The sequence below is a fragment of the Streptomyces sp. P9-2 genome (assembly GCF_051903975.1).
Taxonomy (GTDB): domain Bacteria; phylum Actinomycetota; class Actinomycetes; order Streptomycetales; family Streptomycetaceae; genus Streptomyces; species Streptomyces cellulosae.
The window spans coordinates 190432-217139 of the sequence record NZ_CP192633.1 but is presented as its reverse complement, the minus strand read 5'-3'; the positions used below and the strand labels follow the sequence as shown (position 1 = coordinate 217139).

The 26708-nt window shown below is 70.6% G+C and carries 27 protein-coding genes; 13 read left to right on the top strand and 14 right to left on the bottom strand.

Features of this window, described 5'->3' with window-relative positions; genetic code table 11:
* Positions 1–222 precede the first annotated feature (222 nt).
* The 7 genes from ACQY0Z_RS00980 (at position 223) to ACQY0Z_RS00950 (ending at position 7323) form a co-directional block, all read left to right on the top strand.
* Complete coding sequence (locus ACQY0Z_RS00980; RefSeq protein WP_189901094.1) at positions 223–1629, top strand: family 2B encapsulin nanocompartment shell protein; 1407 nt, start codon at positions 223–225, stop codon at positions 1627–1629.
* Between the two features lie 133 nt (positions 1630–1762).
* The gene (locus ACQY0Z_RS00975; protein ID WP_189901095.1) at positions 1763–2884 is read left to right on the top strand and encodes a family 2 encapsulin nanocompartment cargo protein polyprenyl transferase; all 1122 of its coding nucleotides are present in this window, start codon (positions 1763–1765) and stop codon (positions 2882–2884) included.
* Between the two features lie 200 nt (positions 2885–3084).
* Entirely contained in the window at positions 3085–3708 is a 624-nt protein-coding gene (locus tag ACQY0Z_RS00970) for a GNAT family N-acetyltransferase (RefSeq protein ID WP_439811702.1), read from the top strand.
* A gap of 122 nt (positions 3709–3830) precedes the next feature.
* Positions 3831–4367, top strand: a complete 537-nt coding sequence (locus ACQY0Z_RS00965) for a hypothetical protein (RefSeq protein WP_439811701.1) — start codon at positions 3831–3833, stop codon at positions 4365–4367.
* 228 nt (positions 4368–4595) lie between these two features.
* On the top strand, positions 4596–6203 hold the full coding sequence (gene ctaD, locus ACQY0Z_RS00960; protein WP_430541791.1) for an aa3-type cytochrome oxidase subunit I: 1608 nt from the start codon (positions 4596–4598) through the stop codon (positions 6201–6203).
* Positions 6204–6206: 3 nt separating this feature from the next.
* Positions 6207–6650, top strand: a complete 444-nt coding sequence (locus ACQY0Z_RS00955) for a hypothetical protein (protein ID WP_347226543.1) — start codon at positions 6207–6209, stop codon at positions 6648–6650.
* Positions 6651–6738: 88 nt separating this feature from the next.
* Positions 6739–7323 carry a dihydrofolate reductase family protein gene (locus ACQY0Z_RS00950; protein ID WP_189901105.1) on the top strand — a complete coding sequence of 195 codons (585 nt, stop codon included), beginning with the start codon at positions 6739–6741 and terminating at the stop codon, positions 7321–7323.
* A 23-nt stretch (positions 7324–7346) separates the two neighbouring features.
* Here ACQY0Z_RS00950 and ACQY0Z_RS00945 read toward each other — a convergent pair whose 3' ends face one another.
* The 3 genes from ACQY0Z_RS00945 to sodN form a co-directional block, all read right to left on the bottom strand.
* On the bottom strand, positions 7347–7772 hold the full coding sequence (locus ACQY0Z_RS00945; protein ID WP_189901107.1) for a VOC family protein: 426 nt from the start codon (positions 7770–7772) through the stop codon (positions 7347–7349).
* A gap of 16 nt (positions 7773–7788) precedes the next feature.
* Positions 7789–8211 (bottom strand): helix-turn-helix transcriptional regulator, encoded by a 423-nt coding sequence (locus ACQY0Z_RS00940; protein WP_189901109.1) that lies wholly within the window; start codon positions 8209–8211, stop codon positions 7789–7791.
* A 146-nt stretch (positions 8212–8357) separates the two neighbouring features.
* Entirely contained in the window at positions 8358–8753 is a 396-nt protein-coding gene (gene sodN / locus ACQY0Z_RS00935) for a superoxide dismutase, Ni (RefSeq protein WP_006136256.1), read from the bottom strand.
* A 146-nt stretch (positions 8754–8899) separates the two neighbouring features.
* Between sodN and sodX the strand changes: the two genes are divergently transcribed.
* On the top strand, positions 8900–9334 hold the full coding sequence (gene sodX / locus ACQY0Z_RS00930; protein WP_189901111.1) for a nickel-type superoxide dismutase maturation protease: 435 nt from the start codon (positions 8900–8902) through the stop codon (positions 9332–9334).
* On the opposite strand, the gene ACQY0Z_RS00925 is transcribed toward sodX, so the two are convergent.
* Complete coding sequence (locus tag ACQY0Z_RS00925) at positions 9217–9867, bottom strand: CGNR zinc finger domain-containing protein (protein ID WP_189901113.1); 651 nt, start codon at positions 9865–9867, stop codon at positions 9217–9219. The genes sodX and ACQY0Z_RS00925 overlap by 118 nt on opposite strands.
* A 99-nt stretch (positions 9868–9966) precedes the next feature.
* Between ACQY0Z_RS00925 and ACQY0Z_RS00920 the strand changes: the two genes are divergently transcribed.
* Positions 9967–10737, top strand: coding sequence for a class I SAM-dependent methyltransferase (locus ACQY0Z_RS00920; protein ID WP_189901115.1), 771 nt, complete (start codon positions 9967–9969; stop codon positions 10735–10737).
* Between the two features lie 74 nt (positions 10738–10811).
* On the opposite strand, the gene ACQY0Z_RS00915 is transcribed toward ACQY0Z_RS00920, so the two are convergent.
* From ACQY0Z_RS00915 to ACQY0Z_RS00905, 3 genes are read right to left on the bottom strand one after another with little or no spacing between them, the layout of a single operon-like run.
* Complete coding sequence (locus ACQY0Z_RS00915; RefSeq protein WP_347226766.1) at positions 10812–11585, bottom strand: amino acid ABC transporter ATP-binding protein; 774 nt, start codon at positions 11583–11585, stop codon at positions 10812–10814.
* Entirely contained in the window at positions 11582–12520 is a 939-nt protein-coding gene (locus ACQY0Z_RS00910) for an amino acid ABC transporter permease (RefSeq protein ID WP_189901117.1), read from the bottom strand. Before ACQY0Z_RS00910 ends, ACQY0Z_RS00915 begins: the two co-directional genes overlap by 4 nt.
* A 37-nt stretch (positions 12521–12557) precedes the next feature.
* Positions 12558–13526: an ABC transporter substrate-binding protein gene (locus ACQY0Z_RS00905; protein ID WP_189901118.1), complete on the bottom strand. Its 969-nt coding sequence runs from the start codon at positions 13524–13526 to the stop codon at positions 12558–12560.
* A 580-nt stretch (positions 13527–14106) separates the two neighbouring features.
* On the opposite strand from ACQY0Z_RS00905, the gene ACQY0Z_RS00900 reads away from it, so the two are divergent.
* The 4 genes from ACQY0Z_RS00900 (at position 14107) to ACQY0Z_RS00885 (ending at position 17330) form a co-directional block, all read left to right on the top strand.
* Entirely contained in the window at positions 14107–15342 is a 1236-nt protein-coding gene (locus ACQY0Z_RS00900; RefSeq protein WP_189901120.1) for an NAD(P)-dependent malic enzyme, read from the top strand.
* Positions 15343–15492: 150 nt separating this feature from the next.
* A complete protein-coding gene (locus ACQY0Z_RS00895; RefSeq protein WP_189901122.1) occupies positions 15493–16458 on the top strand; it encodes a zinc-binding dehydrogenase in 966 nt (321 codons plus the stop codon).
* 102 nt (positions 16459–16560) lie between these two features.
* Positions 16561–16770, top strand: coding sequence for an HTH domain-containing protein (locus ACQY0Z_RS00890; protein WP_028959309.1), 210 nt, complete (start codon positions 16561–16563; stop codon positions 16768–16770).
* Positions 16770–17330, top strand: coding sequence for a Clp protease N-terminal domain-containing protein (locus ACQY0Z_RS00885; RefSeq protein WP_189901124.1), 561 nt, complete (start codon positions 16770–16772; stop codon positions 17328–17330). The genes ACQY0Z_RS00890 and ACQY0Z_RS00885 overlap by 1 nt, the downstream gene beginning before the upstream one ends.
* Before the next feature lie 36 nt (positions 17331–17366).
* Here the strand turns inward: ACQY0Z_RS00885 and ACQY0Z_RS00880 are convergent, their stop codons facing one another.
* The 7 genes from ACQY0Z_RS00880 to ACQY0Z_RS00850 all read right to left on the bottom strand — a co-directional run bounded on the left by ACQY0Z_RS00880 (position 17367) and on the right by ACQY0Z_RS00850 (position 26642).
* Positions 17367–18416 carry a helix-turn-helix transcriptional regulator gene (locus tag ACQY0Z_RS00880; protein ID WP_439811700.1) on the bottom strand — a complete coding sequence of 350 codons (1050 nt, stop codon included), beginning with the start codon at positions 18414–18416 and terminating at the stop codon, positions 17367–17369.
* A 1-nt stretch (position 18417) separates the two neighbouring features.
* A complete protein-coding gene (locus ACQY0Z_RS00875; RefSeq protein WP_439811699.1) occupies positions 18418–19290 on the bottom strand; it encodes a DUF4097 family beta strand repeat-containing protein in 873 nt (290 codons plus the stop codon).
* Between the two features lie 333 nt (positions 19291–19623).
* Positions 19624–19803, bottom strand: coding sequence for a DUF6104 family protein (locus ACQY0Z_RS00870; RefSeq protein WP_028420339.1), 180 nt, complete (start codon positions 19801–19803; stop codon positions 19624–19626).
* 88 nt (positions 19804–19891) lie between these two features.
* Positions 19892–23689, bottom strand: a complete 3798-nt coding sequence (locus ACQY0Z_RS00865) for a multifunctional oxoglutarate decarboxylase/oxoglutarate dehydrogenase thiamine pyrophosphate-binding subunit/dihydrolipoyllysine-residue succinyltransferase subunit (RefSeq protein WP_189901130.1) — start codon at positions 23687–23689, stop codon at positions 19892–19894.
* Positions 23690–23980: 291 nt separating this feature from the next.
* The gene (locus tag ACQY0Z_RS00860; protein ID WP_189901132.1) at positions 23981–25090 is read right to left on the bottom strand and encodes a sensor histidine kinase; all 1110 of its coding nucleotides are present in this window, start codon (positions 25088–25090) and stop codon (positions 23981–23983) included.
* Positions 25087–25827 (bottom strand): response regulator transcription factor, encoded by a 741-nt coding sequence (locus tag ACQY0Z_RS00855; RefSeq protein ID WP_019522934.1) that lies wholly within the window; start codon positions 25825–25827, stop codon positions 25087–25089. The genes ACQY0Z_RS00860 and ACQY0Z_RS00855 overlap by 4 nt, the downstream gene beginning before the upstream one ends.
* Before the next feature lie 125 nt (positions 25828–25952).
* Complete coding sequence (locus tag ACQY0Z_RS00850) at positions 25953–26642, bottom strand: spermidine synthase (protein WP_189901134.1); 690 nt, start codon at positions 26640–26642, stop codon at positions 25953–25955.
* Between the last annotated feature and the right edge of the window lie 66 nt (positions 26643–26708).

Below are 26708 nucleotides of genomic sequence, written 5' to 3'. Positions count from 1 at the left end.
TTCAAGTACTCGTCCGTCAGCTGTGCGAGCCGATCCGGACAATTTCCTTCCGCCCGGAGGTCGTTGCCGCGCCCGGCGGGGCGGTCAGTCTGTCCAGGCTCCCCAAGATCCAACCCCGCTCGATCGTGTAATGGCGCGGACACTCTACGTGAGGAACGCTTGATCACGCACTGCGACGCCCGGCACGGCCGGGCGTGGATCTATTGGGGAGGGCATTTCTCTATGTCGGTAGGCGAAGAGGTCCGCACGGAGCAGACCGGGCAGCAGCAGAGCCTCGGGACGGCGGCGGCGCGGAACCTGGCCACCACGACCAAGTCCGCGCCGCAGATGCAGGAGATCAGCTCCCGCTGGCTGCTGCGGATGCTGCCCTGGGTCGACGTGCAGGGCGGCACGTACCGGGTCAACCGGCGGCTCACGTACGCCGTGGGCAACGGCCGGCTGACCTTCGTGAAGACGGGCGACCGGGTGGAAGTCATCCCCGCCGAACTGGGCGAACTGCCCGTGCTGCGCGACTACGAGGACCAGGAGGTGCTCGCCGAGCTGGCCTCCCGGTGCCGGCAGCGGGAGATCGCGGCCGGGCAGGTCGTCGCCTCCTTCGGCAGCCCCGCCGACGAGGTGTACCTGCTCGCGCACGGCAGGGTGGAGCGCGTCGGCACCGGCCCCTACGGCGAGGACGAGTCCCTCGGGGTGCTCGCCGACGGCGCCTACTTCGGCGAACAGGCCCTCCAGGACGACGACGCCATCTGGGAGTACACGGCCCGCACCCTGACCGCGTGCACCGTCCTGGTGCTACCCCGCGAGGCGGTCGACCAGGTCGCCGAGCGGTCCGAGACCCTGCGCGAGCACCTGCGCCGCCGGGCGGACGTCCCGCAGCAGCGCACCAACAAGTACGGCGAGAAGGAGATCGACCTCGCGGCCGGCCACAGCGGCGAGCCGGACATCCCGCACACCTTCGTCGACTACGAGGCCCGGCCCCGCGAGTACGAACTCAGCGTCGCCCAGACCGTGCTGCGCATCCACACACGCGTGGCCGACCTCTACAACCAGCCGATGAACCAGACGGAGCAGCAGATCCGGCTGACCGTGGAGGCGCTGAAGGAGCGCCAGGAGCACGAGCTCATCAACAACCGCGACTTCGGCCTGCTCCACAACTGCGAGTACGACCAGCGGATCCAGCCGCACGACGGCGTGCCCGGCCCCGACGACATGGACGAGCTGCTCAGCAGGCGCCGCGGCACCCGGCTGCTGCTCGCCCACCCGCGCGCCATCGCCGCGTTCGGCCGCGAGCTCAACAAGCGGGGACTCGTCCCGGAGACGATCGACGTCGGCGGCAACCGCATCCCCACCTGGCGGGGCGTGCCCATCTACCCGTGCAACAAGATCCCGGTGACCGAGGCCCGCACCACCTCCGTCATCGCGCTGCGCACCGGCGAGGAGGACCAGGGCGTCATCGGCCTTCGCGCGGCCGGCATCCCCGACGAGATCGAGCCGAGCCTGTCCGTGCGGTTCATGGGCATCAACGAACAGGCCATCATCAAGTACCTGGTCACGGCCTACTACTCGGCAGCGGTGCTGGTCCCGGACGCGCTGGGCGTCCTGGAGAACGTCGAGATCGGACGCTGGCGGTGACCGTCCGCCGGCTCCCGCCGCGCGCGCCGTGTCCCCGCCCTCCCGGGCGGGTAGATCTGGGGGGAACGAGCTCGCCAGGTGCGCAAGCGCCGTCCCTCCGTGCCTCCACCGAGTCGGTCCCAGGGGGAAGTCGATGACGGAGTCCATGGCCCGGCCGACCACGGGCCGCCCGGAGCAGCGCACGGCACGCACCGCGCCCGACAGCGCACGCGGACCGGAGCAGCACATGGAGGACGGGCACGAGGCGGCCGCCCTGCTGGAGCGCACCCGGGCCGCCGTCGACCCGGTGCTGCGCACGGCCCTCGGGTCCCTGCCCGCGTCGATGCGCCGCGTCGCGCTCTACCACTTCGGCTGGCAGAACGCGGACGGCACCCCGTCCTCCGGCGGCTCCGGGAAGGCGCTCCGGCCCGCCCTGGTGCTCGCGGCGGCCTCCGCCCTCGGCGGCTCCGCGGCACGGACGGCGGCCCTGCGGGCGGCGGCCGCGGTCGAACTGGTCCACAACTTCACGCTCGTCCACGACGACGTGATGGACCGGGACACCACCCGCCGCCACCGCCCCACGGTGTGGACGGTGTTCGGGGACGCCGACGCGATCCTCGTGGGGGACGCCCTCCAGGCGCTCGCCCTGCGGCTGCTCGCCGAGGACCCCCACCCTGCCGCCCCGGCCGCGGCCGCCCGGCTCGCCCAGTGCGTGGTCGAACTGTGCGCCGGGCAGCACGCGGACACGGCCCTGGAGCGCCGCGCCCCCGACGAGGTCACCCTGGAGGAGACCCTCGCCATGGCGGAGGCGAAAACCGGCGCCCTGCTCGGCTGCGCCTGCGCCCTCGGCGCGCTGTACGCGGGCGCGGGGGACGCGGAGGTGGCGGCGATGGACGCCTTCGGCCGCGAGGCCGGGCTGGCGTTCCAGCTGATCGACGACGTCATCGGCACCTGGGGCGACCCGCGCCGCACCGGCAAGCCGGCCGGCGCCGACCTCGCCGCCCGCAAGAAGTCGCTGCCGGTCGTCGCCGCGCTCACCTCCGGCACCCCGGAGGCCGCGGAGCTCGCCGCCGCGTACGCCGCCCCGCACCGGAAGGAGGAGGCCGAGGAGCTCACCCGGCTCGTCGAGCGGGCCGGCGGCCGTGACTGGGCGCAGACCCAGGCGGCGGACCGGATGGCCCGCGCGATGCAGGAGGTGGCTCGCGCGGTGCCGGACCCGGAGGCGGCGGGAGGTCTCCTCGCCCTCGCCGAGTTCGTCACCCGGCGCTCCACCTGACCGGACGGCGCAGGCCGCCCCACCCGACCCCGGGGCCATGGGCCGCCGTGCGGACCCTGACCCGTACGGCTGCCGTGGCCCCGGGCCGGCGGGTCCCGCACTTCCCCACGGTGTGCGGGGCCCGCTCCCTGTTCGCCCGGCCCGCCCCGGCTAGTCTCAACCCCCGTACCTACAGCGATGGTTGAGGCGAAGGGGCGGACATGGGCGTGGCGATCCGGACGGCCGGCGGGGACGACCGGGAGCGGGTGGTCCGGCTGCTGGACGAGGCGTTCCAGGACGATCCGGTCAGCAGCTGGGTGTTCCCCGGCACGGAGTACCGGCGTGCGACGCACCACCGGCTCATGGCCGCCTTCACCGACGCCACCCTCGCCGACGGGCGCGTCGACCTCGTGGAGGACGGCTCGGCGTGCGCCCTGTGGATGTCCGTCCCGGCGGAGGACCCCGGCCACGGCGAAGCGGACGGCGGCGAGGACGAGTTCGTGGAACTGCGCCGCGCCGTCGACCCGGACAACGAGCGGGTCGAGCTGATCGGCCGCCTCACCGCGGGCATCCACCCCCAGGGCCGCGCGCACGAGTACCTGTGGATGATCGGCGTGGCTCCGGGGCGTCAGGGCGAGGGGCTCGGCACCGCGCTGATCGGCTCCGTCCTCGACCGCTGCGACCACGAGGGCCGCGCCGCCTACCTGGAGGCGAGCAGCGAGCGCAGCGTCCGCCTGTACCGCCGTCTCGACTTCGAGCTCACCGGTGAGCCGCTGCGCCTTCCCGACGGCCCGCTGATGTACCCGATGTGGCGCGAACCCCGCGCGTCCGGCGCGCAGAGCTGAGCCGACACCCGTCTCCTCGCGGAATGCAACCCGTGCCGTACAGGGACGTTCGGCCCTGTACGGCGCCTCGCGCGCCCGGCTTCACTGGCTCGCGGACGGAGGACGAGCGGAACGGGACGCCTATGGGGCCGACGGCGCACGGGGACATCGCGGTCGTGGGACACCACGACCTGACCGACGGATCACTGCGGCTGGTGGAGTCCGCCGTACGGGACCGGCTGGCGCGGTACGCCGAGGGGGCGAGGGCCATGGTCCGCGCCGCCGCGGGCACCGCCCTGGCGTCCGGCCGCGCCGCGCGCGCCTCGGGCCGGCCGCTGGCCGTGGTCATCCCCACCAGCATCGGCGTCCCCGCGCTGCCGCCCCCGCGGGACCGTCCGGCCACCGGCGAACTGCTCACCCTCGCCGACCAGGTGAGGCTCCTCGACTACGACCCCACCGACCGTGACTCCTGCGTCGGCGCGGACGAACGCCTCGTCGGCGCCGGCACCCTGCTCCTGGCCGTCTGGGACGGCTCCCCCTCCGACGGCCGGGACGCCACCGCCCACCTGGTGACCTACGCCCGTGCGCGCGGCATCCCGGTGGAGGTCCTGTGGCCCGAGGGCGCCGCCCGCGTCCGCGCGCCCCGCCCGCGCATCCCCCACGCGCGCACGCCGTTCTGACGCCGCGACACGGGACCTTCGGCCCCCGCCCCGGGACCCGCGCGGGGCCCTTTCGACCCATGTGGAGCCGTCCTCCCCACGCCGATCATGGGCGCGCACCACACATGGGGAGGAAGACGTCCGGTGGACGAGATACGCACGCAGCACCTGGAAGCCGCCGTGGACGAGCGGCCCCGGACCGCGCCGGGGACGGAGACGCCCGCGCGGCCCGCGCCGGAGCCGGCCGCGATGCGCCGGGCCGCCTGGGTGGACTGGCTGACGACCACCGACCACAAGAAGATCGGCACGCTCTACCTGGTCAGCGCGTTCGTCTTCTTCGTCGTCGGCGGCGTCATGGCGCTGATGATGCGCGCCGAACTCGCCCGGCCAGGCCTGCAGATCATGTCGAACGAGCAGTTCAACCAGGCGTTCACGATGCACGGTTCGATCATGCTGCTGATGTTCGCCATGCCGCTGTTCACCGGCTTCGCCAACTGGATCATGCCGCTGCAGATCGGCGCGCCCGACGTGGCGTTCCCGCGGCTGAACATGCTGGCGTTCTGGCTGTTCCTGTTCGGCTCGACGATCGCGGCGGCCGGTTTCCTCACCCCGGGAGGGGCCGCCGACTTCGGCTGGTTCCTGTACGCGCCGCTGTCGAACGAGATCTACTCGCCGGGCATCGGCGCCGACCTCTGGATCATGGGCGTGGCCCTCTCCGGCTTCGGCTCGATCCTCGGCGCGGTCAACTTCATCACCACCGTCATCTGCATGCGGGCGCCCGGAATGACGATGTTCCGCATGCCGATCTTCACGTGGAACGTGCTGCTCACGGCGCTGCTCGTGCTGATCGTCTTCCCGGTGCTGGCGGCAGCCTTGTTCGCGCTGGAGTGCGACCGGAAGTTCGGCAGCCACATCTTCGACGCGGCGAACGGCGGGGCATTGCTGTGGCAGCACCTGTTCTGGTTCTTCGGCCATCCCGAGGTGTACATCCTGGCGCTGCCGTTCTTCGGCATCGTCTCCGAGGTGGTCCCGGTCTTCTCCCGCAAGCCGATGTTCGGGTACATGGGCCTCATCGGCGCGACCATCGCGATCGCGGGTCTGTCGGTGACGGTGTGGGCGCACCACATGTACGTCACGGGCGGGGTGCTGCTGCCGTTCTTCTCGTTCATGACGATGCTGATCGCGGTGCCGACGGGCGTGAAGTTCTTCAACTGGATCGGCACCATGTGGAAGGGCAGCCTCTCCTTCGAGACCCCGATGCTGTGGACGCTGGGCTTCCTGGTGACGTTCCTCTTCGGCGGTCTGACGGGTGTTCTGCTGGCCTCGCCACCGCTGGACTTCCACGTCTCGGACACGTACTTCGTGGTCGCGCACTTCCACTACACGGTGTTCGGCACGGTGGTGTACGCGATGTTCGCCGGATTCCACTTCTGGTGGCCGAAGTTCACCGGCAAGATGCTCGACGAGCGGCTCGGGAAGATCACCTTCTGGACGCTGACGGCCGGCTTCCACCTGACCTTCCTGGTCCAGCACTGGCTGGGAGTGGAGGGCATGCCCCGCCGGTACGCGGACTACCTGGCCGCGGACGGATTCACCGCCCTCAACACCCTGTCCTCCGTCGGCTCGTTCCTGCTCGGCCTGTCGGTGCTGCCGTTCTTCTACAACGTCTGGAAGACGGCCAGGTACGGCACACCGGTCGGCGTGGACGACCCCTGGGGCTTCAGCCGCTCCCTGGAGTGGGCCACCTCCTGCCCGCCCCCGCGCCACAACTTCGTCTCCTTGCCGACCATCCGCAGCGAGTCTCCGGCGTTCGACCTGCACCACCCCGAGGTCGCCGCCCTGGAAGCGGGGAAGTGAGCCATGGCGCAGCCCGTCCTCGCCCTCGGGTGCGCGCTGGTCACCGGCGCCGGCTGCGTCTGGTACCTGCCGGCCCTCGCCGACCTGCGGGCCGGGGCGGCCGACCGGCCGCCCTCCCGCCGCACCGCCGCGCTCGCCTGCCTGACCGGCTGGGCCACGGTCGCGGCCGTCGGCCTGACCCTGCTGCTCACGGCGTCGTGGTGGACGCCGTGCGCGGTGACGGCGGCCGGCGGTACGGCCACCGCTCTCCTGCGGATCCGGGCCGCGGTGAGGTGCGCCGGTGAGCGTCGTGAGACGGCCCGGCTGTGGGAGGGGCTGACCCCCGACGGCCCGCTGCCGTCGCGGGCGGTCCGTCGCGGGGCGGTCGCCGCCCTGGCCGTCACCCTCCCGGTCGCGGTGTCGGTGGCGGTGCTGGTTCCGGCCACGGGCCTGGCGTTGGCGCGTTAAAGGCGTTGCACCACTACAAGCGAAGTACTACAACTGGAGTTGTCGCGAATTCGCCACCACTCCGGAAACCCCGGGGAAAGAGGCCGCAGTGCGCAATCTGACCTACTTCATCGCCTGCTCCATCGACGGCTTCATCGGGGACCCGGAGGGCGATGCGTCGGCCATGGTGTCCTTGGTCGACGCGGAGTTCTTCGACTTCCTGAAGACGGAGTACCCGGAGACGCTGCCGACCGCGGGCCGCCGTCCGCTCGGCATCGACGACCTGCCCAACAAGAAGTTCGACACGATCGTCCAGGGCCGCCGCAGCTACGACCTGGCCCTCAAGGAAGGCGTCACCAGTCCCTACGCCCATCTGCGGCAGTACGTCGCCTCCCACACGCTGGGGGAGTCGCCCGACCCCGACGTCGAGATCATCTCCGACGACCTGGTCGGCCGGGTGCGCGCGCTGAAGGCGGAGGACAGCGCGTACGGCGTCTACCTGTGCGGCGGTGCCGAGCTGGCCGGGGCGCTGGTCGACGAGATCGACGAGCTGGTGATCAAGACGTACCCCATCGTGCAGGGCTCGGGCATGCCGATGTTCGCCGCCGGTTTCTCGATCACGCCGTTCACGCTGGAGTCGCACCGCGCCTTCGGCAACGGCACGCTGGTGCGGACGTACCGCCGACAGCGCTGAACGGGCGTCAGCCCGACGGCCGTTCACTCCGCGGGGCGCTCCAGGAAGCGCACCATGTTCCCCGCCGGGTCGCGGAACGCGCAGTCCCGCATTCCGTACGGCTGGTCCACCGGCTCCTGGATCACGTCTGCGCCCGCGGCACGCACCCGCTCGAACAGGGCGTCGCAGTCGGTGGTGGTGAAGTTGACCGCGCGCAGCAGGCCCTTGGCGAGCAGCTCGGCCATCGCCTGTTTGTCGGCGGGGGAGACGTCCGGGCTCGCGGCCGGCGGCTCCAGGACGATCTCCACGTCCTGCTCGGGGGAGGCGACGGTCACCCAGCGCATCCCCTCGTACCCCACGTCGTTGCGCACCTCGAAGCCGAGCACGTCGCAGTAGAAGGCCAGCGCCTTGTCGTGGTCGTCGACCGCGACGAAGCACTGGGCGAGCCGCACGTCCGTCGCCCTGTCCATACCCGTCCCGCTCCCTCTAGAAGTTCCCGCTCGGGTCGGCCCGTCGCCGCACCCGCACCGGCCGGGCGTACGTCCGCACGAAGCACGGCGGGATGACCGCGGTCTCCTCGTGCGAGCGGGCCCGGTAGGAGCTCGGCGTCTCCCCGACCAGCTCGGTGAAGCGCGCGCTGAACGACCCGAGCGAGGTGCAGCCGACCGCGAGGCACACCTCGGTCACCGTCAGGTCGCCCTTGCGCAGCAGCGCCTTGGCGCGCTCGATCCGCCGCGTCATCAGATACGCGTACGGCGTCTGCCCGTACGCGGCCCGGAAGCTGCGCTGGAAGTGCCCCGGCGACATCAGAGCCGTCCGCGCCAGCTCCGCGATGTCGAGAGGCTCGGCGTACTCCCGGTCCATCCGGTCCCGGACCCGCCGCAGCCGCACCAGATCCTCCAGCTCCATGTGCCCAGCATCCCATGGGCCCCAAGGACGGCGCCGGAGAACACCGAAGGGGCCCCGCCGCGCGAAGCGACGGGTCCCCTTCGGAAAAAGCCCCAGGACCTGCGATGGTGCACCGATCGCCGGCCGCGAGGAGCGGCAAGGCCGGGTCAGGCCTTCTTGGTCTCCCAGAAGATCTTGTCGATCTGGGCGATGTAGTCCAGCGCCTTCTGGCCGGTGGCCGGGTCGGTCGACGCCTTGGCGGCCGAGAGGGCCTTCAGGGTGTCGTTGACCAGCTGGTGCAGCTCCGGGTACTTCTCGAAGTGCGGCGGCTTGAAGTAGTCGCTCCACAGCACGGAGACATGGTGCTTCGCCAGCTCGGCGCGCTGCTCCTTGATGACCGTGGCACGCGCCTGGAAGTGCGGGTCGTCGTTGCCGGCCATCTTCTCCTGGACAGCCTTGACCGACTCCGCCTCGATGCGGGCCTGGGCCGGGTCGTACACGCCGCAGGGCAGGTCGCAGTGGGCGCTGACCTTGACCCTGGGGGCAAACAGGCGGGAAAGCATGAAGCGTTTCCTTCCTCGTGATCGTCTTCTCACAGGGGACATTACTCCGTGACGGACCGGTTTTCGCGAGTGCCCCCGTGGGCTTAGGACAAAAGTCCGGGGTCAGACTGAGACTGGTGGAGGAAGAACCGGGGAGGTGCCGGGAGATGCCGGAGCTGTCGCAGGACGCCGAGCGGGTGAGGGCGCCGCTGCCCTTCGGGGTGGCCGAGGTGACCGGTCCGTCGATGGTGCCCACGCTGCGCCACGGGGACCGGCTCCTGGTCCACTACGGGGCGAGGGTGAGACGCGGCGACGTGATCGTGCTGCGCCATCCGTTCCAGCAGGACCTGCTGGTCGTCAAGCGAGCGGCCGAGCGGCGCGACGGGGGCTGGTGGGTGCTCGGGGACAACGCGTACGCGGGCGGCGACAGCACCGACTACGGCGTCGTCCCCGACGAGCTGGTGCTGGGCCGGGTCCGCTTCCGCTACCGGCCGCGCTCCACGGCCCGGCGGTCGCCGCTGGCGCTGCTGGTCTGGCTGCTGACGTCGGCCCGTCCCGTGCTCTCCGACCGGTCCGCCTCCAGGCGTTTGCGGGCCCGGTAGGCGGCCACGTTCGCACGAGTGGCGCAGCGGTCCGAGCAGTAGCGCCGGGAGCGGTTGGTCGAGGTGTCCAGGTAGGCGTTGCGGCAGGGCGCCGCCTCGCAGAGGCCGAGGCGGTCGACGCCGTACTCGGTGAGGTGGAAGGCCAGGCCCATCGCGGCGATCGCGGCGTACCCGGCGGTCGCGTTGGACGGATGGTCCGCCAGGTGCATGTGCCACAGCGGGCGGCCGTCGTCGTCGCGGAAGTCGTGGCCGGAGATCTGCGGGCTCACCGGGAACTCCAGCAGCAGGGAGTTCAGCAGGTCGACGGCGAGGGTCTCGTCCCCGTCGTTCGCCGCCTCGAAGACCGACCGCAGCCTGGCCCGGACCGAGCGGAACCGCGTCACGTCCGCCTCGGTGGCCCGCCGGGCGGCCGACCGGTTGCCGCCGAACAGGTCCCGTACCGCCTCGACCGAGGTGAGCGCGTCCGTGCCCCGGACCGGCTCCTCGGTGTTCACGAGACGGACGGCGTAGTCCGAGTAATAGGCCAGTTCCACTTGTAGTCCTTACGCAGGGGCTCTATGGTCGTGCGTGCGGTCGGGTAACAGACGATCGTGCTTCCAGGGTATTACGGAGTGCACCGCGAGGGAGGGGCCATGACGGACTCGCACACCACCACGGCCGGCACCGACTGGCACGCCTGGCAGGAGAGCTGGGACCGCCAGCAGGAGTGGTACATGCCCGACCGGGAGGAACGCTTCCGGGTCATGCTCGACATGGTCGAGGCCCTCGTCGGGACCGCCCCGCGCGTCCTCGACCTGGCCTGCGGCACCGGCAGCATCACCGCCCGCCTGCTCGACCGCTTCCCCGACGCCACCAGCACCGGCGTCGACCTCGACCCGGCGCTGCTTGCCATCGCCGAGGGCACCTTCGCGGGCGACGACCGGGTCACCTTCGTCACCGCGGACCTGAAGGACCCCGGCTGGGCCACACAGCTCCCGCACGACTCCTACGACGCCGTGCTCACCGCGACGGCCCTGCACTGGCTGCACCGGGAACCCCTCGCGGACCTCTACGGACACATCGCGGGCCTGGTCCGCGACGGCGGCGTCTTCATGAACGCGGACCACATGATCGACGAGACCACCCCGCGGATCAACGCGGCCGAGCGCGCGCAGCGCCACGCACGCATGGATCAGGCCAAGGAGCGGGGCGCCCTCGACTGGGCCGAGTGGTGGCAGCTCGCCGCGCAGGACCCCGTCCTCGCCGGCCCCACCGCCCGCCGCTTCGAGATCTACGGCGAGCACGCCGACGGCGACATGCCGTCCCCGGCCTGGCACGCCCGCGCCCTGCGCGAGGCGGGCTTCGCGGAGGCCCGCCCGGTGTGGTGCTCACCGTCGGACACACTGCTGCTCGCCCTGAAGTAGCGGGCCCGGGGCACAGGGAAGGGGCGGTACGGAGTCCTCCGTACCGCCCCTTCCCTGTGCCCCGGGCCCCGAGGTCAGAGGACCTTGGACAGGAACGACTTGGTGCGCTCGTGCTGCGGGTCGGTCAGCACGTCACGCGGGTGGCCGGACTCGACCACCACACCGCCGTCCATGAACACCAGGCTGTCACCCACCTCGCGGGCGAAGCCCATCTCGTGGGTGACGACGATCATCGTCATGCCCGACTCGGCCAGGTCGCGCATGACGTCGAGGACGTCACCGACCAGCTCCGGGTCGAGCGCCGAGGTCGGCTCGTCGAACAGCATCAGCTTGGGATCCATGGCGAGCGCACGCGCGATCGCCACCCGCTGCTGCTGGCCGCCGGAGAGCTGGGAGGGGTAGTTCCCGGCCTTGTCGCCCAGGCCCACGCGCTCCAGGAGCTGCATCGCCCGCTCCCTGGCCGCCGCCTTGGCCACGCCCTTGACCTGTACGGGCGCTTCCATGATGTTCTCGACGGCGGTCATGTGCGGGAACAGGTTGAAGCGCTGGAAGACCATGCCGATGTCCCGGCGCTTGAGGGCGACCTCGCTGTCCTTGAGCTCGTACAGCTTGTCGCCCTTCTGGCGGTAGCCGACCAGCTCGCCGTCCACATAAAGACGGCCGGCGTTGATCTTCTCGAGGTGGTTGATGCACCGGAGGAAGGTCGACTTGCCGGAGCCGGAGGGGCCGATGAGGCAGAACACCTCGCCGGACTGCACCTCCAGGTCGATGCCCTTGAGAACCTCGACCTGGCCGAAGGACTTGTGCACGCCCTCGGCCTTGACCATGGCGGGGGAGGACTGCGTCATGCCGTGACTCCCTTCGCGCGGCGGGTGGGCAGGACGGCCGACTTCAGGCGCTGCATCGGCGTCGGGGGCAGAGAGCGCAGCGAGCCGCGGGCGTAGTGACGCTCAATGTAGTACTGGCCGACACTGAGTATCGACGTCATGATCAGGTACCACGCGGCGGCGAGGAAGTACATCTCCACCGGTGAGCCCGAGTTCTGGCCGATGTCCTTGGCTTCCTGGAAGAGTTCGGCGAACTGAACCGCGGAGACGAGCGAGGTCGTCTTCAGCATGTTGATGACTTCGTTGCCGGTGGGCGGCACGATCACCCGCATGGCCTGGGGGACGACGATTCGGCGGAGAGTCTTGGTGTGGCTCATGCCCAGGGCGTGCGATGCCTCGGTCTGTCCCTCGTCCACCGAAAGCAGGCCGGCTCGGCAGATCTCGGCCATGTACGCGGCCTCATTGAGACCCAGGCCGAGCAGCGCCGTCAGCAGCGGCGTCATGAAGGACGACCAGTAGTCCTTGTAGACCGGACCCAGGTTGATGTACTCGAACACCAGGCCGAGGTTGAACCAGACGAAGAGCTGGACCAGGACCGGGGTACCGCGGAAGAACCAAATGTAGAACCAAGCGATCGACGAGGTCACCGGGTTCTTCGACAGGCGCATCACGGCGAGCAGGATGCCGCCGGCGATGCCGATCACCATCGACAGCACCGTGAGCAGCAGGGTGTTCCAGACACCGTCGAGGATGCGTCCGTCGAAGAAGTACTCGGGGATCGCCCCCCAGTTGATCTTGCCTTGCGCGAAGGCGTATACGACCGCCCCCAGGAGAGCGAGGGCGACGGCCGCGGACACGTACCGCCCCGGGTGCCGGACCGGAATGGCCTTGATGGCCTCCGCTCCGGCGGGGGGCGTCGCGCCGGGACCGTCCGTCTTGCTGACGTCAACAGTCACGGGTGGAGCCTTTCAGAGCCGAGTCGAACGAAGCGGTTCAGGAACCGCCGTTGATCTTGGCCTCGGTGATCGCGCCGTCCTCGACGCCCCACTTCTCGATGATCTTCTTGTACTCGCCGTTGTCGATGAGTGCCTGGACCGCGGCCTGGAGGGCGTCGCGCAGTTCGTCGTTGCCCTTGGCGACGGCGATGCCGTAAGGGCCGGCCTCCACCTGCTCGCCGACGATCTCGAAGTACTTCCCGCCGCCGGAGTTCTTCACGGAGTAGGCGGCGATCGGGAAGTCGGCGGAGACGACGTCCGCGCCCTTGGAGCGCATCCGGGTCTCGGCCTCGGGGTTGGTGTCGAACTCCTCGACCTTCAGGGTCTTCTTGCCGGCGTCCGTGCACTTCTTCGCCTGGTCCTTGGCAAGGTCGTGCGAGAACGTGTTGCGCTGTACGGCCATGGTCTTGCCGCACAGGTCGTCCCAGGTCTTGATGCCCTTGGTGTCGCCCTTGTTGGTGTAGAGCGAGACGCCCGCGGTGAAGTAGTCGACGAAGTCGACGCCGGCGCCGACCTTCTTGCCGGTGTCGCCGTCGATGCCTTCCTGGCGGTCCTTGGTGTCGGTCATCGCGGACATGGCGATGTCGTAGCGCTTCGAGGCGAGGCCGCCGATCAGGGTGTCGAACGTGGCGTTCTGGAACTCGAACTTCACCCCGAGCTGCTTGCCCATGGCCTCCGCGAGGTCCGGGTCGATGCCGACGACCTTGCCGGAGTCGTCCTTGAACTCGACCGGGGCGTACGCGATGTCCGAGCCGACCTTGATGACGCCCTTGTCACGAATCGCCTGAGGCAGCTTGTCGGCCAGCGGGGCGGTGCTCTTCGACGCGCCGTCCTTGCCGCCCGAGTCCTTGCTCTTGGTCTGGTCACCGCAGCCGGTGAGAAGCAGTGCGCCTGCGACCGCGATCGCGCCGACCGCTGCAATCCGTGAGCGCGCGGCGGTGGTACGACGGGTGGTGCTTGCGGTCATGTGGGTTCCTCCGGCGGATGGGTGGAGTTGCCGATGGGGCCGGCGACTGCCTGTCGGCATCGCCGCGGGGTCGACGGGAGCACACACCTTCGAGTGCCGCGACCTCGTGTGATTACCGCATCTTGCCATTCGGATTGGACCGTTCAGGGGGCTTGCGATGTCAAAATCGGATAACGGCGGGTCCTCGAACCCGGCATCTTGGGTACAACGCCGCCGCAGACTCTCCGGGAATCCTTCATTCCGGCCGCAAGATCTTCGCCGATACGCCTGTTACGCGGGCGACCCGCCGAGCCGGAGGGGTACTTGTGGGCTTGCTGGGACTTCGTCCAGGTCTTGTCCTGATATCGGACGATGCTTCATGGCGTCGGCATGTGACCTTCGCGTTATGGACTCGTCGCCGACCGCGTCCGTCGGGTAAGAAGGTTCTTTACACCCCTCATCCGGGGCTCAGGGCGCGTGTGCGGCGCGCCCGTCGTGTTCGGCCCGTACGCAACAACCCCTCCGGGCCTGACACGTCCCCGCCCACCCCTCACCAGGAGTGGCAACCCTCAAACAATGAACACTTAAGGGGTAAAACCAAGTGGCAGCGGAGATTGTCAATCCTCGCAGCGACAGCGAGAACCGGGACGCTTCCGAGCAGGGCGGCGGAGCAGCGCCCCTCGAGTCCTTCGACCCGGCGTTCGCGCTGCACCGCGGAGGCAAGATGGCCGTGCAGGCCACCGTGCCGGTCCGCGACAAGGACGACCTGTCCCTGGCGTACACGCCCGGCGTCGCGAAGGTGTGCAGCGCGATCGCCGAGCAGCCGGAGCTGGTCCACGACTACACGTGGAAGTCCTCGGTCGTCGCCGTCGTGACCGACGGCACGGCCGTGCTGGGGCTCGGTGACATCGGCCCCGAGGCCTCCCTCCCGGTGATGGAGGGCAAAGCCATCCTCTTCAAGCAGTTCGGCGGCGTGGACGCGGTCCCGCTCGCGCTGAACTGCACCGACGTCGACGAGATCGTCGAGACGGTGGTCCGGCTCGCCCCCTCCTTCGGCGGGGTGAACCTGGAGGACATCTCGGCGCCTCGGTGCTTCGAGATCGAGCGGCGGCTCCAGGAGCGTCTGGACATCCCGGTCTTCCACGACGACCAGCACGGCACGGCGGTCGTGACGCTGGCGGCGCTGCGGAACGCGGCGCGGCTCAGCGGGCGTCCGCTGGGCGACCTGCGGGCGGTGATCTCCGGCGCGGGCGCGGCGGGTGTCGCGATCGCCAAGATGCTGGTCGAGGCCGGCATCGGGGACGTCGCGGTGGCCGACCGCAAGGGTGTGGTCTCGCGGGACCGCGAGGACCTCACGCCGATCAAGGCGGAGTTGGCGTCGTTCACCAACAAGGCCGGGATCTCCGGCACGCTGGAGTCCGCGCTCGCGGGCGCCGACGTCTTCATCGGCGTCTCCGGCGGCACGGTTCCCGAGCCCGCGGTGGCGTCGATGGCCGAGGGCGCGTTCGTCTTCGCCATGGCCAACCCGACCCCGGAGGTGCACCCGGAGGTCGCGGCCAAGTACGCGGCCGTCGTGGCCACCGGCCGGTCGGACTTCCCGAACCAGATCAACAACGTCCTGGCGTTCCCCGGCATCTTCGCCGGCGCTCTCCAGGTGCGGGCCTCCCGCATCACCGAGGGCATGAAGCTCGCCGCGGCCGAGGCGCTGGCCTCCGTCGTCGGCGACGACCTCGCCGCGGACTACGTCATCCCGTCCCCGTTCGACGAGCGGGTCGCCCCCGCGGTGACGGCCGCCGTGGCCGCGGCCGCCCGGGCGGAGGGCGTCGCCCGGCGCTGAGCGCACGTGTGTGAGGGCCCCGTCCAGGCCGTGGACGGGGCTCACGCATGTCAGGAGCCCCTTTCGTGGGGACGCGGTCCGGCGCAAGGGGGCGTGTGTCACAGGCGGGCACGGTTCCTTCGGCGGGGCGCGGAACCTATCGTCAAGGTCATGTTCGCTGTCTACGCCGCCCGAATCGACCGCGATGAGCCGCTCAACGGACTGGAGTCGGGGGAGCGACCCGCTCCCGAGTCCCGGCCGGGCTGGAGCACCGTCACGGTCAAGGCCGCCTCCCTCAACCACCACGACCTCTGGTCCCTGCGCGGCGTCGGCCTCGCGGAGGACAGGCTCCCGATGATCCTCGGATGCGACGCAGCCGGGATCGACGAGGACGGCAACGAGGTCGTCCTCCACTCGGTGATCGGCGAGTCCGGTCACGGCGTGGGGCCCAAGGAGCCCCGCTCCATCCTGACCGAGCGCTACCCGGGCACCTTCGCCGAGCAGGTCTCCGTGCCCACCTGGAACATCCTGCCCAAGCCGAAGGAGCTGTCCTTCGAGGAGGCGGCCTGCCTGCCCACGGCCTGGCTGACCGCCTACCGGATGCTGTTCACCAACGCGGGCGTGCGCCCCGGCGACTCCGTGCTGGTGCAGGGCGCCGGCGGCGGGGTCGCGACCGCCGCGATCGTCCTCGGCAAGGCGGCGGGCCTGCGGGTCTTCGCCACCAGCCGCGACGAGGCCAAGCGCAAGCGCGCGCTGGAGCTGGGCGCCCTGGAGGCCGTCGAGCCCGGCGCGCGGCTGCCGCACCGCGTCGACGCGGTGATCGAGACCGTAGGCGCGGCCACCTGGTCCCACTCGGTGAAGTCGCTGCGTCCCGGCGGCACGCTGGTGATCTCCGGCGCCACCAGCGGCGACCGGCCCTCGCACGCCGAGCTGACCCGCATCTTCTTCCTGGAGCTGAAGGTCGTGGGCTCCACGATGGGCACCAAGGACGAGCTGGAGGACCTGCTGTCCTTCTGCGCCGCGACCGGGGTGCGGCCCGTCATCGACGAGGTGCTGCCCCTGGACCGGGCCCGCGAGGGCTTCGAACGGATGGCGTCCGGCGAGCTGTTCGGCAAGATCGTGCTCACCAACCCCTGAGGGTCGTTTCCCCGCTTCCACGGCCGGTCCGGTGCTCCCGGGCCGGCCGTTCGCATGTCAACTGCGGTTGACAGAGCATCGATGTCAACGTAAGTTGACGTCATGACTGAGGCTACGGATCTCGCCGAGCGGGCGGGCGACCGCGACCCGCGGGTCGGCCTGCGGGCCGTCGCCGCGCTGCGCAAGCTGCTGGAGCAGCTGGAAGCCGTACAGGTGCGCAACGCGCGCAACCACGGCTGGTCGTGGCAGGAGATCGCCACCGAACTCGGGGTCAGCAGGCAGGCCGTGCACAAGAAGTACGGGAGGCATTGATGTTCGAACGGTTCACCAAGGACGCCCGGGACGTGGTCAAGGAGGCCGTGGCCCACACCGAACGGACGGGAGCGGCCCGCGTCGGCGCGGAGCATCTGCTCCTCGCCCTGCTCGACCGGGAGGGAAGCCGCGCCTCCTTCGCCCTGACCGCCCTCGGGCTCGACGAACGCCGTGAGCCCGTACGGGAGGCCCTGGAGCGGGCGCGGCGGCGTGGCGGCCTCACCCAGGCCGAGACGGACGCCCTCGCCGGGCTGGGCATCGACGTCCCGGAGATCGTCGCCCGGGTGGAGGAGACGCACGGCCCCGGTGCGCTGTCCGCGGAGCCGTCCCGCTCCCGGTGGCGGGGGCACCGCCCCTTCGACCGGGCGGCCAAGGACGTCCTGACGGGCGCCCTGCGCACCGCCACCGCCCGCGGCCACCGCCACATCGGCGACGAGCATCTGCTGCTCTCGCTCACCGTCCGCCCCGGCGTGCCCGCCGAGGTCCTCGCCGACCACGGGGTCACCCACGCGTCGGTCACCCGGGTGCTCTACGGCACCGGCGAGGCCAAGGCGGGCTGACGGGCCTGAGGGCCCAGGCACCGGGGCGCCCCGGTGTCAGGACTTCGGCGCCTTCAGCAGCGCCCCGATGCGGGCGGCCGCCTCCGACAGATGGCGGCGGGCGTCACGCAGCTGCTCCTGGGTGACCCCGTGGTCCCGCGCGGCGTCCCGGACGTCGTCCCGGAAGCGGTCCAGCAGCCGCTCCAGGTCGCGCGCGGGGTCGCCCGTGGACTCCGCGGCGCTCTCATGGCCCCAGGAGGGCGCGTAGTCGACCGGGAAGTCCTCGGGGGCCGCCGAGTACGACGGACGCGACTCCGGGCCCTTCCCGGAGCCCGTACGGCCCAGCCCGAAGTCCTTCCCGAACTCGCCCATCTCCTTGACCAGTTCACCCAGGCCCTCACGCAGGCCTGACGGCCAGTCGCCGCGCGCGAAGTGCCCCTGCACCTGCTCCTGGACCTGCTTCACGAGGCGCTGCATCTGCTCCTGCGCCCGGTCCTGGGCCTCCTTGGCCTGGCGGCGGGCGCGCTGGGCCTCCTCACGGGAGCGCCGGCTCTCGTCCTTGGCGCGCCGGGCCTGCTCCTTCCACTCGTGCTTGGCGCGGCGCATCTCCTCCTTGGCGGCGCGCCAGGCCTCCTTGTCGCCGAACATCGAGAAGTCGCCGAGGTCGAAGTCGCCGAAGGGGGCGTCCTTGCCGCCGGACGCGGAGCCGCCGCGCCCCTGCCGGGCCCGCCCGGCCGCGGCGCGCATCTCACGGCGCAGGTCGCCCGCCGCGCCGCTGACGTCGGCCTGGATCTCGGCGGCCAGCTCGGCGACCGACTCGCGGATCTCCAGCTCCAGGTCGGCCAGCTCACCGCTGCGGTCGGCCAGTTCGGCGCGGCCGGCGTCGGTGATCGAGTAGACCTTGCGTCCGCCCTCGGTGGTGTGGGTGACCAGCCCCTCCGCCTCCAGCTTGGCCAGCCGGGGGTAGACGGTGCCCGCGGACGGCGCGTACAGCCCCTGGAAGCGCTCCTCGAGGAGGCGGATCACCTCGTATCCGTGCCGGGGGGCCTCGTCGAGCAGCTTCAGCAGGTAGAGGCGGAGGCGTCCGTGGGCGAAGACGGGGGGCATGTCAGAGCACCTTCTTGTCGGTCGTACCGGCATTGTCTCCCGGGCCGCCCCGCAGGCCGGGCTCGTCCTCGAGGGGCGGGCGGCGCAGCAGGGCGATGGAGCCGGAGACGGTGGTGGCCCGCAGCTTGCCGCTGCCCGCGCCGAGACGGCCGGTGAGCTTGTGTGCGCCCCACATGCCCTGCACCCGCAGGTCGTCGAAGGCGTTGGAGATGGCGCCGCTCGCCGTGTTGGCCTCCACCTCGGCGTCCGCCGGGTCGGGCAGCCGGACGGCGATCTCGCCCGAGACGCTGGTCAGCCGGATGTCGGTGGGGCCCTCGGGGTCGAGGTCCACGATCATCGAGCCGCTGACCGTGTCCGCCCGGACGGAGGGGCCGGAGCCCTCGACGACCGTGAGGTCGCCGGAGACGGAGGCGAAGTGGAGGTCGCCGGTCACGGACTGGGCCTCCACGCTGCCGGAGACGGTGTCCGCGCGGACCGGGCCCGACAGGTGCACCAGGGTGGTGTCGCCCGCGACGCCCTTCACCGCGGCGGGGCCCCGGATGCCGGAGACGACGGCGCCCGCGCCGACGACGCCGACCTCCACGCGGGTCTGCGCCGGGACCGCGAGGGAGACCACCGCGCTGCGGCGCCAGCCCTTGCGGTCGAGCCACTTGAGGAAGCCCTTCCAGGGGAGGTCGTCGTACGCGACGGTCAGGACGCCGTCCTGGTGGGTCACGAGGAGGGGTGGGCCTTCCACGTCGGTGACCTGGAGGTGGGCGTGCGGTTCGTCCGTGCCCACGACGTTCACCGTGCCGTTGACGATGCGGACGTTGAGGTGGGTCAGGGGGGCGTCGAAGGTGAGGTTCGTTTTGTCCTGGACGGACCACTCGGGCATGGACGGCCTCCTGATCGCGGGGTGCCACCTGGGCTTGGGCGCGGGCGGCTTGCGTCATATCGCGTATTACTCGATTCACGATATATCGCGGCAGGCGAAAGTCAAGGCACGCGTTCGGGTGAACGGTGCCTTGGGTCTCTTGTACGGGGAGGTGTGTGGAGGGGTGGGCGCGAGTGTCTCGCAGCCCGGCGATTGCGGGGTGCCGTCCGTGCCCACCCGTGCCGCCCGGGGGTACCTCCCAGGCCCTCAAGGCACTGGGGGAGGCACGATTGCCCGCGGGAAGCGGCGGAGCGGTCCGCGGGGAGCGGCGGAGGGGCCCGCGGGGAGCGCGGACTACTCGTCGTCCTCGTCGTCCAGGCGGGCCAGCCATGTCGCCAGGCGTTCCACCGGGACCTCGAAGTCGGGGTTCAGGTCGACGAAGGTGCGGAGTTGTTCCGCGAGCCACTCGAAGGTGATCTCCTCCTCGCCGCGCCGCTTCTCCAGTTCCTCGATGCCACGGTCCGTGAAGTACATGAGGTCAAGGATATGTGCCGGAAAACGGGGCGGGCCGCACCCCCGGGAAGGGAGTGCGGCCCGCTCACGTACCGCGTGACGCTGCTGCTCAGGCCTCGAAGACCTCGCGCACCAGCTGCTCCTGCTCGGCCTGGTGGCGCTTCGCGGAGCCGACCGCCGGGGACGAGCTGTGCGGCCGCGAGATGCGGCGCAGACGCTCGTCGTGCGGCAGGTCGGCGCCGACCGCCAGGTCCAGGTGGTCGATCAGGTTGAGCGCGATGAACGGCCAGGCACCCTGGTTCGCCGGCTCCTCCTGCGCCCACAGGTACTTCTCGGCGTTCGGGTACTTCTTGATCTCCGCCTGGAGCTCGGCGCCCGGCAGCGGGTACAGGCGCTCGATGCGGATGATCGCCGTGTCGTCCGCGCCGCGCTTCTTCTTCTCGGCGATCAGGTCGTAGTAGACCTTGCCCGCGCAGAAGACGACCTTCTTCACGGCGGCCGGGTCGACCGTGTCGTCGCCGATGACCGGGCGGAACTGGCCCGTCGTGAACTCGTCCGCCTTCGACGCGGCGGCCTTGAGGCGCAGCATCGACTTCGGGGTGAAGACCACCAGCGGCTTGTGGTGCGGGTTGTGCACCTGCCACCGCAGGAGGTGGAAGTAGTTCGACGGCGAGGTCGGCATCGCGACCGTCATGTTGTTCTGGGCGCAGAGCTGCAGGAAGCGCTCCGGGCGGGCCGAGGAGTGGTCCGGGCCCTGGCCCTCATAGCCGTGCGGGAGGAGCAGGACCACACCGGAGGTCTGGTTCCACTTCTGCTCGGCCGACGAGATGAACTCGTCCACGACCGTCTGCGCGCCGTTGACGAAGTCGCCGAACTGCGCCTCCCACAGCACGAGCGCGTCCGGGCGGGCCAGCGAGTAGCCGTACTCGAAGCCCATGGCCGCGTACTCGGACAGCAGGGAGTTGTAGACGTTCAGCCGCGCCTGGTCCTCGGAGAGGTACTGCAGCGGCGTGTACTCCTCGCCCGTCTCACGGTCGATGATGACCGCGTGACGCTGGCCGAAGGTGCCGCGCTGCGAGTCCTGGCCGGCGAGCCGGACCGGGACGCCCTCGAGGAGCAGCGAGCCGAAGGCGAGGGTCTCGCCCATGCCCCAGTCGATGGTGCCGTCCTCGACCATCGACGCCCGGCGCTGCAGCTGCGGCAGCAGACGCGGGTGGACGGTGATGTGGTCGGGGATGTTCACCTGCGACTCGGCGATCCGCTTCACGACCTCCGAGGTGACCGCGGTGTTCACGGCGACCGGGAACTCGGCCTGCGGGTCGGACGGGGCGGCCGTGGCCGGCTGCGAGGTGGCCTCGCGGACCTCCGTGAAGACCTTCTCCAGCTGGCCCTGGTAGTCCTGCAGCGCCTGCTCGGCCTCTTCCAGGGTGATGTCGCCGCGACCGATGAGGGACTCGGTGTAGAGCTTGCGCACCGAGCGCTTCTTGTCGATCAGGTCGTACATCAGCGGCTGGGTGAAGGCCGGGTTGTCCGACTCGTTGTGACCGCGGCGGCGGTAGCAGATGAGGTCGATCACCACGTCCTTGTTGAACGCCTGGCGGAACTCGAAGGCCAGGCGCGCGACGCGCACGACCGCCTCCGGGTCGTCGCCGTTCACGTGGAAGATCGGGGCCTCGATCATGCGGGCCACGTCCGTCGCGTACATGGAGGAGCGCGAGGACTCGGGGGCCGCGGTGAAGCCGACCTGGTTGTTGATGACGACGTGCACGGTGCCGCCGGTGCGGTAGCCGCGCAACTGCGACATGTTCAGGGTCTCGGCCACCACGCCCTGGCCCGCGAAGGCCGCGTCGCCGTGGATGGCCACCGGCAGGACGGTGAAGTCCGTGCCGCCCTTGTTGATGATGTCCTGCTTGGCGCGGGCGACGCCTTCCAGGACCGGGTCGACCGCCTCCAGGTGCGAGGGGTTGGCGACCAGCGAGACCTTGATCTGCTCGCCGTCCAGGCCGGTGAAGGTGCCCTCGGCGCCCAGGTGGTACTTCACGTCGCCGGAGCCGTGCATCGACTTCGGGTCGAGGTTGCCCTCGAACTCGCGGAAGATCTGCGCGTACGACTTGCCGACGATGTTGGCGAGGACGTTCAGGCGGCCGCGGTGGGCCATGCCGATGACGACCTCGTCCAGGCGGGACTCGGCGGCCGAGTCCAGCACCGCGTCGAGCAGCGGGATGACGGACTCGCCGCCCTCCAGCGAGAAGCGCTTCTGGCCGACGTACTTGGTCTGCAGGAAGGTCTCGAAGGCCTCCGCCGCGTTCAGCCGGCGCAGGATGCGCAGCTGCTCCTCGCGCTCCGGCTTGGTGTGGCCGCGCTCCACGCGGTCCTGGATCCACTTGCGCTGCTTGGGGTCCTGGATGTGCATGAACTCGATGCCGGTGGTGCGGCAGTACGAGTCGCGGAGCACGCCGAGGATGTCGCGCAGCTTCATCATCGACTTGCCGGCGAAGCCGCCGACGGCGAACTCGCGCTCCAGGTCCCACAGGGTGAGGCCGTGCTCGACGATGTCCAGGTCGGGGTGCTTGCGGACCTTGTACTCGAGCGGGTCGGTGTCGGCCATGACGTGGCCGCGGACCCGGTAGGAGTGGATCAGGTCGAAGACCCGCGCGGCCTTGGTGACGTCGTCGTCGTGGCTCGCGTCGATGTCCTTGAGCCAGCGGACCGGCTCGTAGGGGATGCGCAGGGCCTCGAAGATCTCGTCGTAGAAGTTGTTCTCGCCGAGCAGGAGGTTCGCGACCTGGCGCAGGAACTCGCCGGAGGCGGCGCCCTGGATCACCCGGTGGTCGTAGGTCGACGTGAGCGTCATGACCTTCGAGATGCCGAGCTTGTTGAGGGTGTCCTGGGAGGTGCCCTGGAACTCCGCCGGGTAGTCCATGGAGCCGACGCCCATGATCACGGACTGGCCGGGCATCAGACGCGGCACGGAGTGGACCGTGCCGAGGCCGCCGGGGTTGGTCAGGGAGACCGTGACACCGGTGAAGTCGTCCATCGTCAGCTTGTTGTCGCGGGCGCGACGGACGATGTCCTCGTAGGCCTGCCAGAACTCGAAGAAGTTCAGCGTCTCGGCCTTCTTGATCGCCGCGACGACGAGCTGGCGGTCGCCGTTGGGCTTGACCAGGTCGATGGCGAGACCGAGGTTGATGTGCTCCGGCTTGACCAGGGTGGGCTTGCCGTCCACCTTCGCGTACGAGTAGTTCATGGCCGGCATGGCCTTGATGGCCTGGACCATGGCGTAGCCGATGAGGTGCGTGAAGGAGATCTTCCCGCCCCGGGCGCGCTTCAGGTGGTTGTTGATGACGATGCGGTTGTCGAACAGCAGCTTCACCGGGACCGCGCGCACGGACGTGGCCGTGGGCAGCTCCAGCGAGGCGTCCATGTTCTTCGCCACCGCGGCGGACGGACCGCGCAGGGTGACCTGCTCGGGACCGGCCTTCGCCTCACCCGCGGGCTCGGCCTTCTTCGCCGGCGCCGGCTTGGCGGCGGGAGCGGCCTGCTTCGCCGGCTGGGCCGGGGCCTTCGCCTGGGCCGGGGCCTTGGCGGCCGGGGCGGGCTGTGCCGGCGCGGCGGGCTGCGCGGGCGCCTGGGCCTGCGCGGGCGCGGCAGGCCGGGACGGAGCGGTGGGGGTCACCGCGGCCCCCGCGGCCGCGTCACCCGCCGGAGCCGGGGACGCGGGAGCGCCCGGCTTGTAGTCGGCGAAGAAGTCCCACCAGGCTCGGTCCACCGAGTTCGGGTCCTGGAGGTACTGCTGGTAGATCTCGTCGACGAGCCATTCGTTGGCACCGAAGGCCGCTGCGGGGTTCTTTCCCGCTTGGTCGGTGTCGGTCGAGATGCTCGAGTTACTGGGGGACTGTGGCGACACGGCGTCAACCGCCCTCTTCCGCTTCGCAAGATGATGGACAGCGGAAATAAAGGCTACGCCTCCCCGCGCGAGAAGGTCAGGCCGGGCCCGTGCAACGTCGTGCACATCACATCTCGGCGGGTGTTTCGGCGCTGGATTTGGCGGGAAACAAGCGAGGTTCCGCTTCTTCCGACGGTATCAGGCATCACTCGACCAGGCCTCGACGCGCTCCGCGCGCGGGCCTGTGCCTGATCACACGTGTCCGCCAGGGCGAACGCAGATGGATCTTGAGGCTCCGGTTCGAACTTTACGTCAACTTGGCACAGACGAGGGCCCCGGAAGAGTGATCAGAATCCGGCAACCGCGCTCGGATTCCGCCACCCCGATCCGGCCGCCGTGCAGATCCACGGCCCAGCGGGCGATCGCGAGGCCCAGACCGGTGCCGCCGTCGCTGCCGGGGCCGTGCGGCCGGTTGACGCTGCCGCGGTTGAACCGCTCGAAGACCCGGTGCCACTCCGTGCGCGGGATGCCCGGCCCCTCGTCCAGCACCTCCAGCTCCAGCGACTCCGGCTCGGCACCCTGGCGGGCCCGGACGGTCACCCGGCCGTGCGGCGGGCTGTGCTTGACCGCGTTGTCAATCAGGTTGGCGACCACCTGGTGGATCCGCTCCGGGTCGGCGTGCGCCACCAGCTCGGGCGGCGAGACGTCCAGGTGCAGATGCACGTCCGTACGGGTGTGGCTGCCGGAGCCGGACGCCATGCTCGCGCGGGCGGAGGCCACCATGTTGGCCTCCTTCAGCACGCCCGACAGATACGGCCACACCTCGAAGCGGCGCTTCTTCAGCGGGACGACGCCGTTGTCCAGGCGCGAGAGGTCCAGCAGCGTCTCCACCAGGCGGCCGAGCCGCTCGGTCTGCTTCAGGGCCGTGCGCATGGTCTCGGGGTCGGCCCGGGTGACCCCGTCGACGATGTTCTCCAGCACCGCGCGCAGCCCCGCGATGGGGGTGCGCAGCTCGTGCGAGACGTTGGCGACCAGCTCCTTGCGCTGGCTGTCCTGCGCCTCCAGCTCGTCGGCCATGACGTTGATCGTCTGCGCCAGGTCGCCCAGCTCGTCGCGGCGGCTCTCGCGCACCCGGCGGGTGTAGTCGCCGTGCGAGATGGACCGCGCGACGGCGTTCATGTCGTCCAGCGGGGCGGTGAGGGAGTGCGCCACGAACTGCGTGATCAGCAGCGTGGCGATCATCGAGAAGACGGTGATGAAGCGCAGTTCGGTCTTGGTGTGCACCGCGATCACCGAGAGTCCGGTGGTGATCAGGACCGAGACGACGACCAGCGCGCCCAGCTTGGTCTTGATCGAGAACGGGCGCACACCGCCCCAGGGCTGCTTCTTCCGCTGTCCGCGTCCCGCCGGACCCCCGCTCATGGCGTCGGCGTCTCCAGGGCGTAGCCCACGCCGTGCACGGTGCGGATGCGCTCGGCGCCGATCTTCCGGCGCAGCGCCTTGATGTGGCTGTCCACCGTCCGGGTGCCGGAGGCGTCCGCCCAGTCCCAGACCTCGGCCAGCAGCTGCTCACGGGAGAGCACCGCGCGCGGGGTGTTGGCCAGGCACACCAGGAGGTCGAACTCGGTGGGCGTCAGATGGACGTCCTCGCTGCGCACGCGCACCCGGCGCTGCGCGTGGTCGATCTCCAGCTCGCCCAGGCGCAGGATGCCGCTGCGCGGGGTGGTGGCCGCGAGGGCCGCGCGCTCCATGCGGCGCAGCAGCACGTGCACCCGGGCCGCCAGCTCGCGCATGGAGAACGGCTTGGTCATGTAGTCGTCGGCGCCGACGCCGAGGCCCACCAGCATGTCGGTCTCGTCGTCGCGCGCGGTGAGCATCAGCACCGGCACCGGCCGCTGGGCCTGCACGCGCCGGCAGACCTCCAGGCCGTCGAAGCCCGGCAGCATGATGTCGAGGATCAGCAGGTCGGGCTGCCAGGCCTCCGCCGTGTCCACCGCGGACGGGCCGTCGCCCGCCGTTTGCACCAGGAATCCCTCGGCACGCAGGCGGGTCGCGATGGCGTCCACGATCGTCGCGTCGTCCTCGACCACCAGGACCCTGCGCTGCGCGCCGGGGGTGGTCGTCGCCGTGCCGTTGTGGGAGGTGTGTGTCTGCTCCATCGCCCGCCCCTGAGGTGTGCTTTTTCCGGAATCCGTGGGGTGATCCGTCGTCTGCGCATCACTGCGATTGACGCTTGAATGATCCGCGTCAGGGCAGCAGCGTACGGGGATTCACCTCGGCTTTGCTATCCAGGGCGGACGCCGATGTGCACGACGTCCGGAACGCCCCGGGCAACGGGGATCTCTTCGGTACGCACCTGCCGGAACCCGGCATTCCGCAAGGTTCCCTCGAATTCCGGTGAAGGCTTCGCGGACCATACCGCTAGGACCCCGCGCGGCTTCAACACCCTTGCACACGCGGCGAGTCCGTCGGGCGAGTAGAGCCCCTCGTTGCCCTCGTCGACGGTCCAGTCGGGTCCGTTGTCGATGTCGAGACACAGCGCGTCGAATGTGTCGGATGTCTCATTGACGTAAGTAATCAAATCCTGCTCGACGATCTCCGTCCGCGGGTCGGCCAGCGCCGCCCCGGAGAGCTCGGCCAGCGGGCCCGAGCGGTGCCACTCGATGATCGCGGGCTCCCGCTCCACCACGGCGATCCGCCCCCAGCGCTCCTGTCCGGCCGCGTGCGTCAGGGAGAAGCCCACGCCCAGCCCGCCGATCAGCACCGACGGCTCCGCGGTCGCCGGGTCCACGGCCGCCAGGGCCGCGTCCACGAGCAGCCGCTCGGAACGCCCGTCGGAGGTGTCCATCAGGAAGCAGCCGTTGGCGATGATCTGCAGCAGCCCGCCGTGGCGGCGCAGCACGACCTCGCCGTACGGGCCCTCGCGACGGTCCAGCACTTCGGGAGCTTCGGGAATGCCGTAGGGGGTGGACATGCGTTCATCCTGGCAGGTCCCGGTGGGTGGCGATCCGGGCCCGCGCGGCCCGGCCCGGTGATCGCT

What these genes read in the sequence shown, in the direction of transcription:
- ACQY0Z_RS00915 (WP_347226766.1), bottom strand. Translation starts at nt 11,585, where the DNA reads ATGACGCAGTCCTCCCCCGCCATGGTCAAGGCCGAGGGCGTGCACAAG.
- ACQY0Z_RS00850 (WP_189901134.1), bottom strand. Translation starts at nt 26,642, where the DNA reads ATGTCCACCCCCTACGGCATTCCCGAAGCTCCCGAAGTGCTGGACCGT.
- sodN (WP_006136256.1), bottom strand. Translation starts at nt 8,753, where the DNA reads ATGCTTTCCCGCCTGTTTGCCCCCAGGGTCAAGGTCAGCGCCCACTGC.
- ACQY0Z_RS00875 (WP_439811699.1), bottom strand. Translation starts at nt 19,290, where the DNA reads ATGCCCGAGTGGTCCGTCCAGGACAAAACGAACCTCACCTTCGACGCC.
- ctaD (WP_430541791.1), top strand. Translation starts at nt 4,596, where the DNA reads ATGCGCCGGGCCGCCTGGGTGGACTGGCTGACGACCACCGACCACAAG.
- ACQY0Z_RS00970 (WP_439811702.1), top strand. Translation starts at nt 3,085, where the DNA reads ATGGGCGTGGCGATCCGGACGGCCGGCGGGGACGACCGGGAGCGGGTG.
- ACQY0Z_RS00965 (WP_439811701.1), top strand. Translation starts at nt 3,831, where the DNA reads ATGGGGCCGACGGCGCACGGGGACATCGCGGTCGTGGGACACCACGAC.
- ACQY0Z_RS00880 (WP_439811700.1), bottom strand. Translation starts at nt 18,416, where the DNA reads ATGCCCCCCGTCTTCGCCCACGGACGCCTCCGCCTCTACCTGCTGAAG.
- ACQY0Z_RS00860 (WP_189901132.1), bottom strand. Translation starts at nt 25,090, where the DNA reads ATGAGCGGGGGTCCGGCGGGACGCGGACAGCGGAAGAAGCAGCCCTGG.
- ACQY0Z_RS00980 (WP_189901094.1), top strand. Translation starts at nt 223, where the DNA reads ATGTCGGTAGGCGAAGAGGTCCGCACGGAGCAGACCGGGCAGCAGCAG.
- ACQY0Z_RS00890 (WP_028959309.1), top strand. Translation starts at nt 16,561, where the DNA reads ATGACTGAGGCTACGGATCTCGCCGAGCGGGCGGGCGACCGCGACCCG.
- ACQY0Z_RS00920 (WP_189901115.1), top strand. Translation starts at nt 9,967, where the DNA reads ATGACGGACTCGCACACCACCACGGCCGGCACCGACTGGCACGCCTGG.
- ACQY0Z_RS00870 (WP_028420339.1), bottom strand. Translation starts at nt 19,803, where the DNA reads ATGTACTTCACGGACCGTGGCATCGAGGAACTGGAGAAGCGGCGCGGC.
- ACQY0Z_RS00885 (WP_189901124.1), top strand. Translation starts at nt 16,770, where the DNA reads ATGTTCGAACGGTTCACCAAGGACGCCCGGGACGTGGTCAAGGAGGCC.
- ACQY0Z_RS00975 (WP_189901095.1), top strand. Translation starts at nt 1,763, where the DNA reads ATGACGGAGTCCATGGCCCGGCCGACCACGGGCCGCCCGGAGCAGCGC.
- ACQY0Z_RS00955 (WP_347226543.1), top strand. Translation starts at nt 6,207, where the DNA reads ATGGCGCAGCCCGTCCTCGCCCTCGGGTGCGCGCTGGTCACCGGCGCC.
- sodX (WP_189901111.1), top strand. Translation starts at nt 8,900, where the DNA reads ATGCCGGAGCTGTCGCAGGACGCCGAGCGGGTGAGGGCGCCGCTGCCC.
- ACQY0Z_RS00940 (WP_189901109.1), bottom strand. Translation starts at nt 8,211, where the DNA reads ATGGAGCTGGAGGATCTGGTGCGGCTGCGGCGGGTCCGGGACCGGATG.
- ACQY0Z_RS00855 (WP_019522934.1), bottom strand. Translation starts at nt 25,827, where the DNA reads ATGGAGCAGACACACACCTCCCACAACGGCACGGCGACGACCACCCCC.
- ACQY0Z_RS00905 (WP_189901118.1), bottom strand. Translation starts at nt 13,526, where the DNA reads ATGACCGCAAGCACCACCCGTCGTACCACCGCCGCGCGCTCACGGATT.
- ACQY0Z_RS00895 (WP_189901122.1), top strand. Translation starts at nt 15,493, where the DNA reads ATGTTCGCTGTCTACGCCGCCCGAATCGACCGCGATGAGCCGCTCAAC.
- ACQY0Z_RS00945 (WP_189901107.1), bottom strand. Translation starts at nt 7,772, where the DNA reads ATGGACAGGGCGACGGACGTGCGGCTCGCCCAGTGCTTCGTCGCGGTC.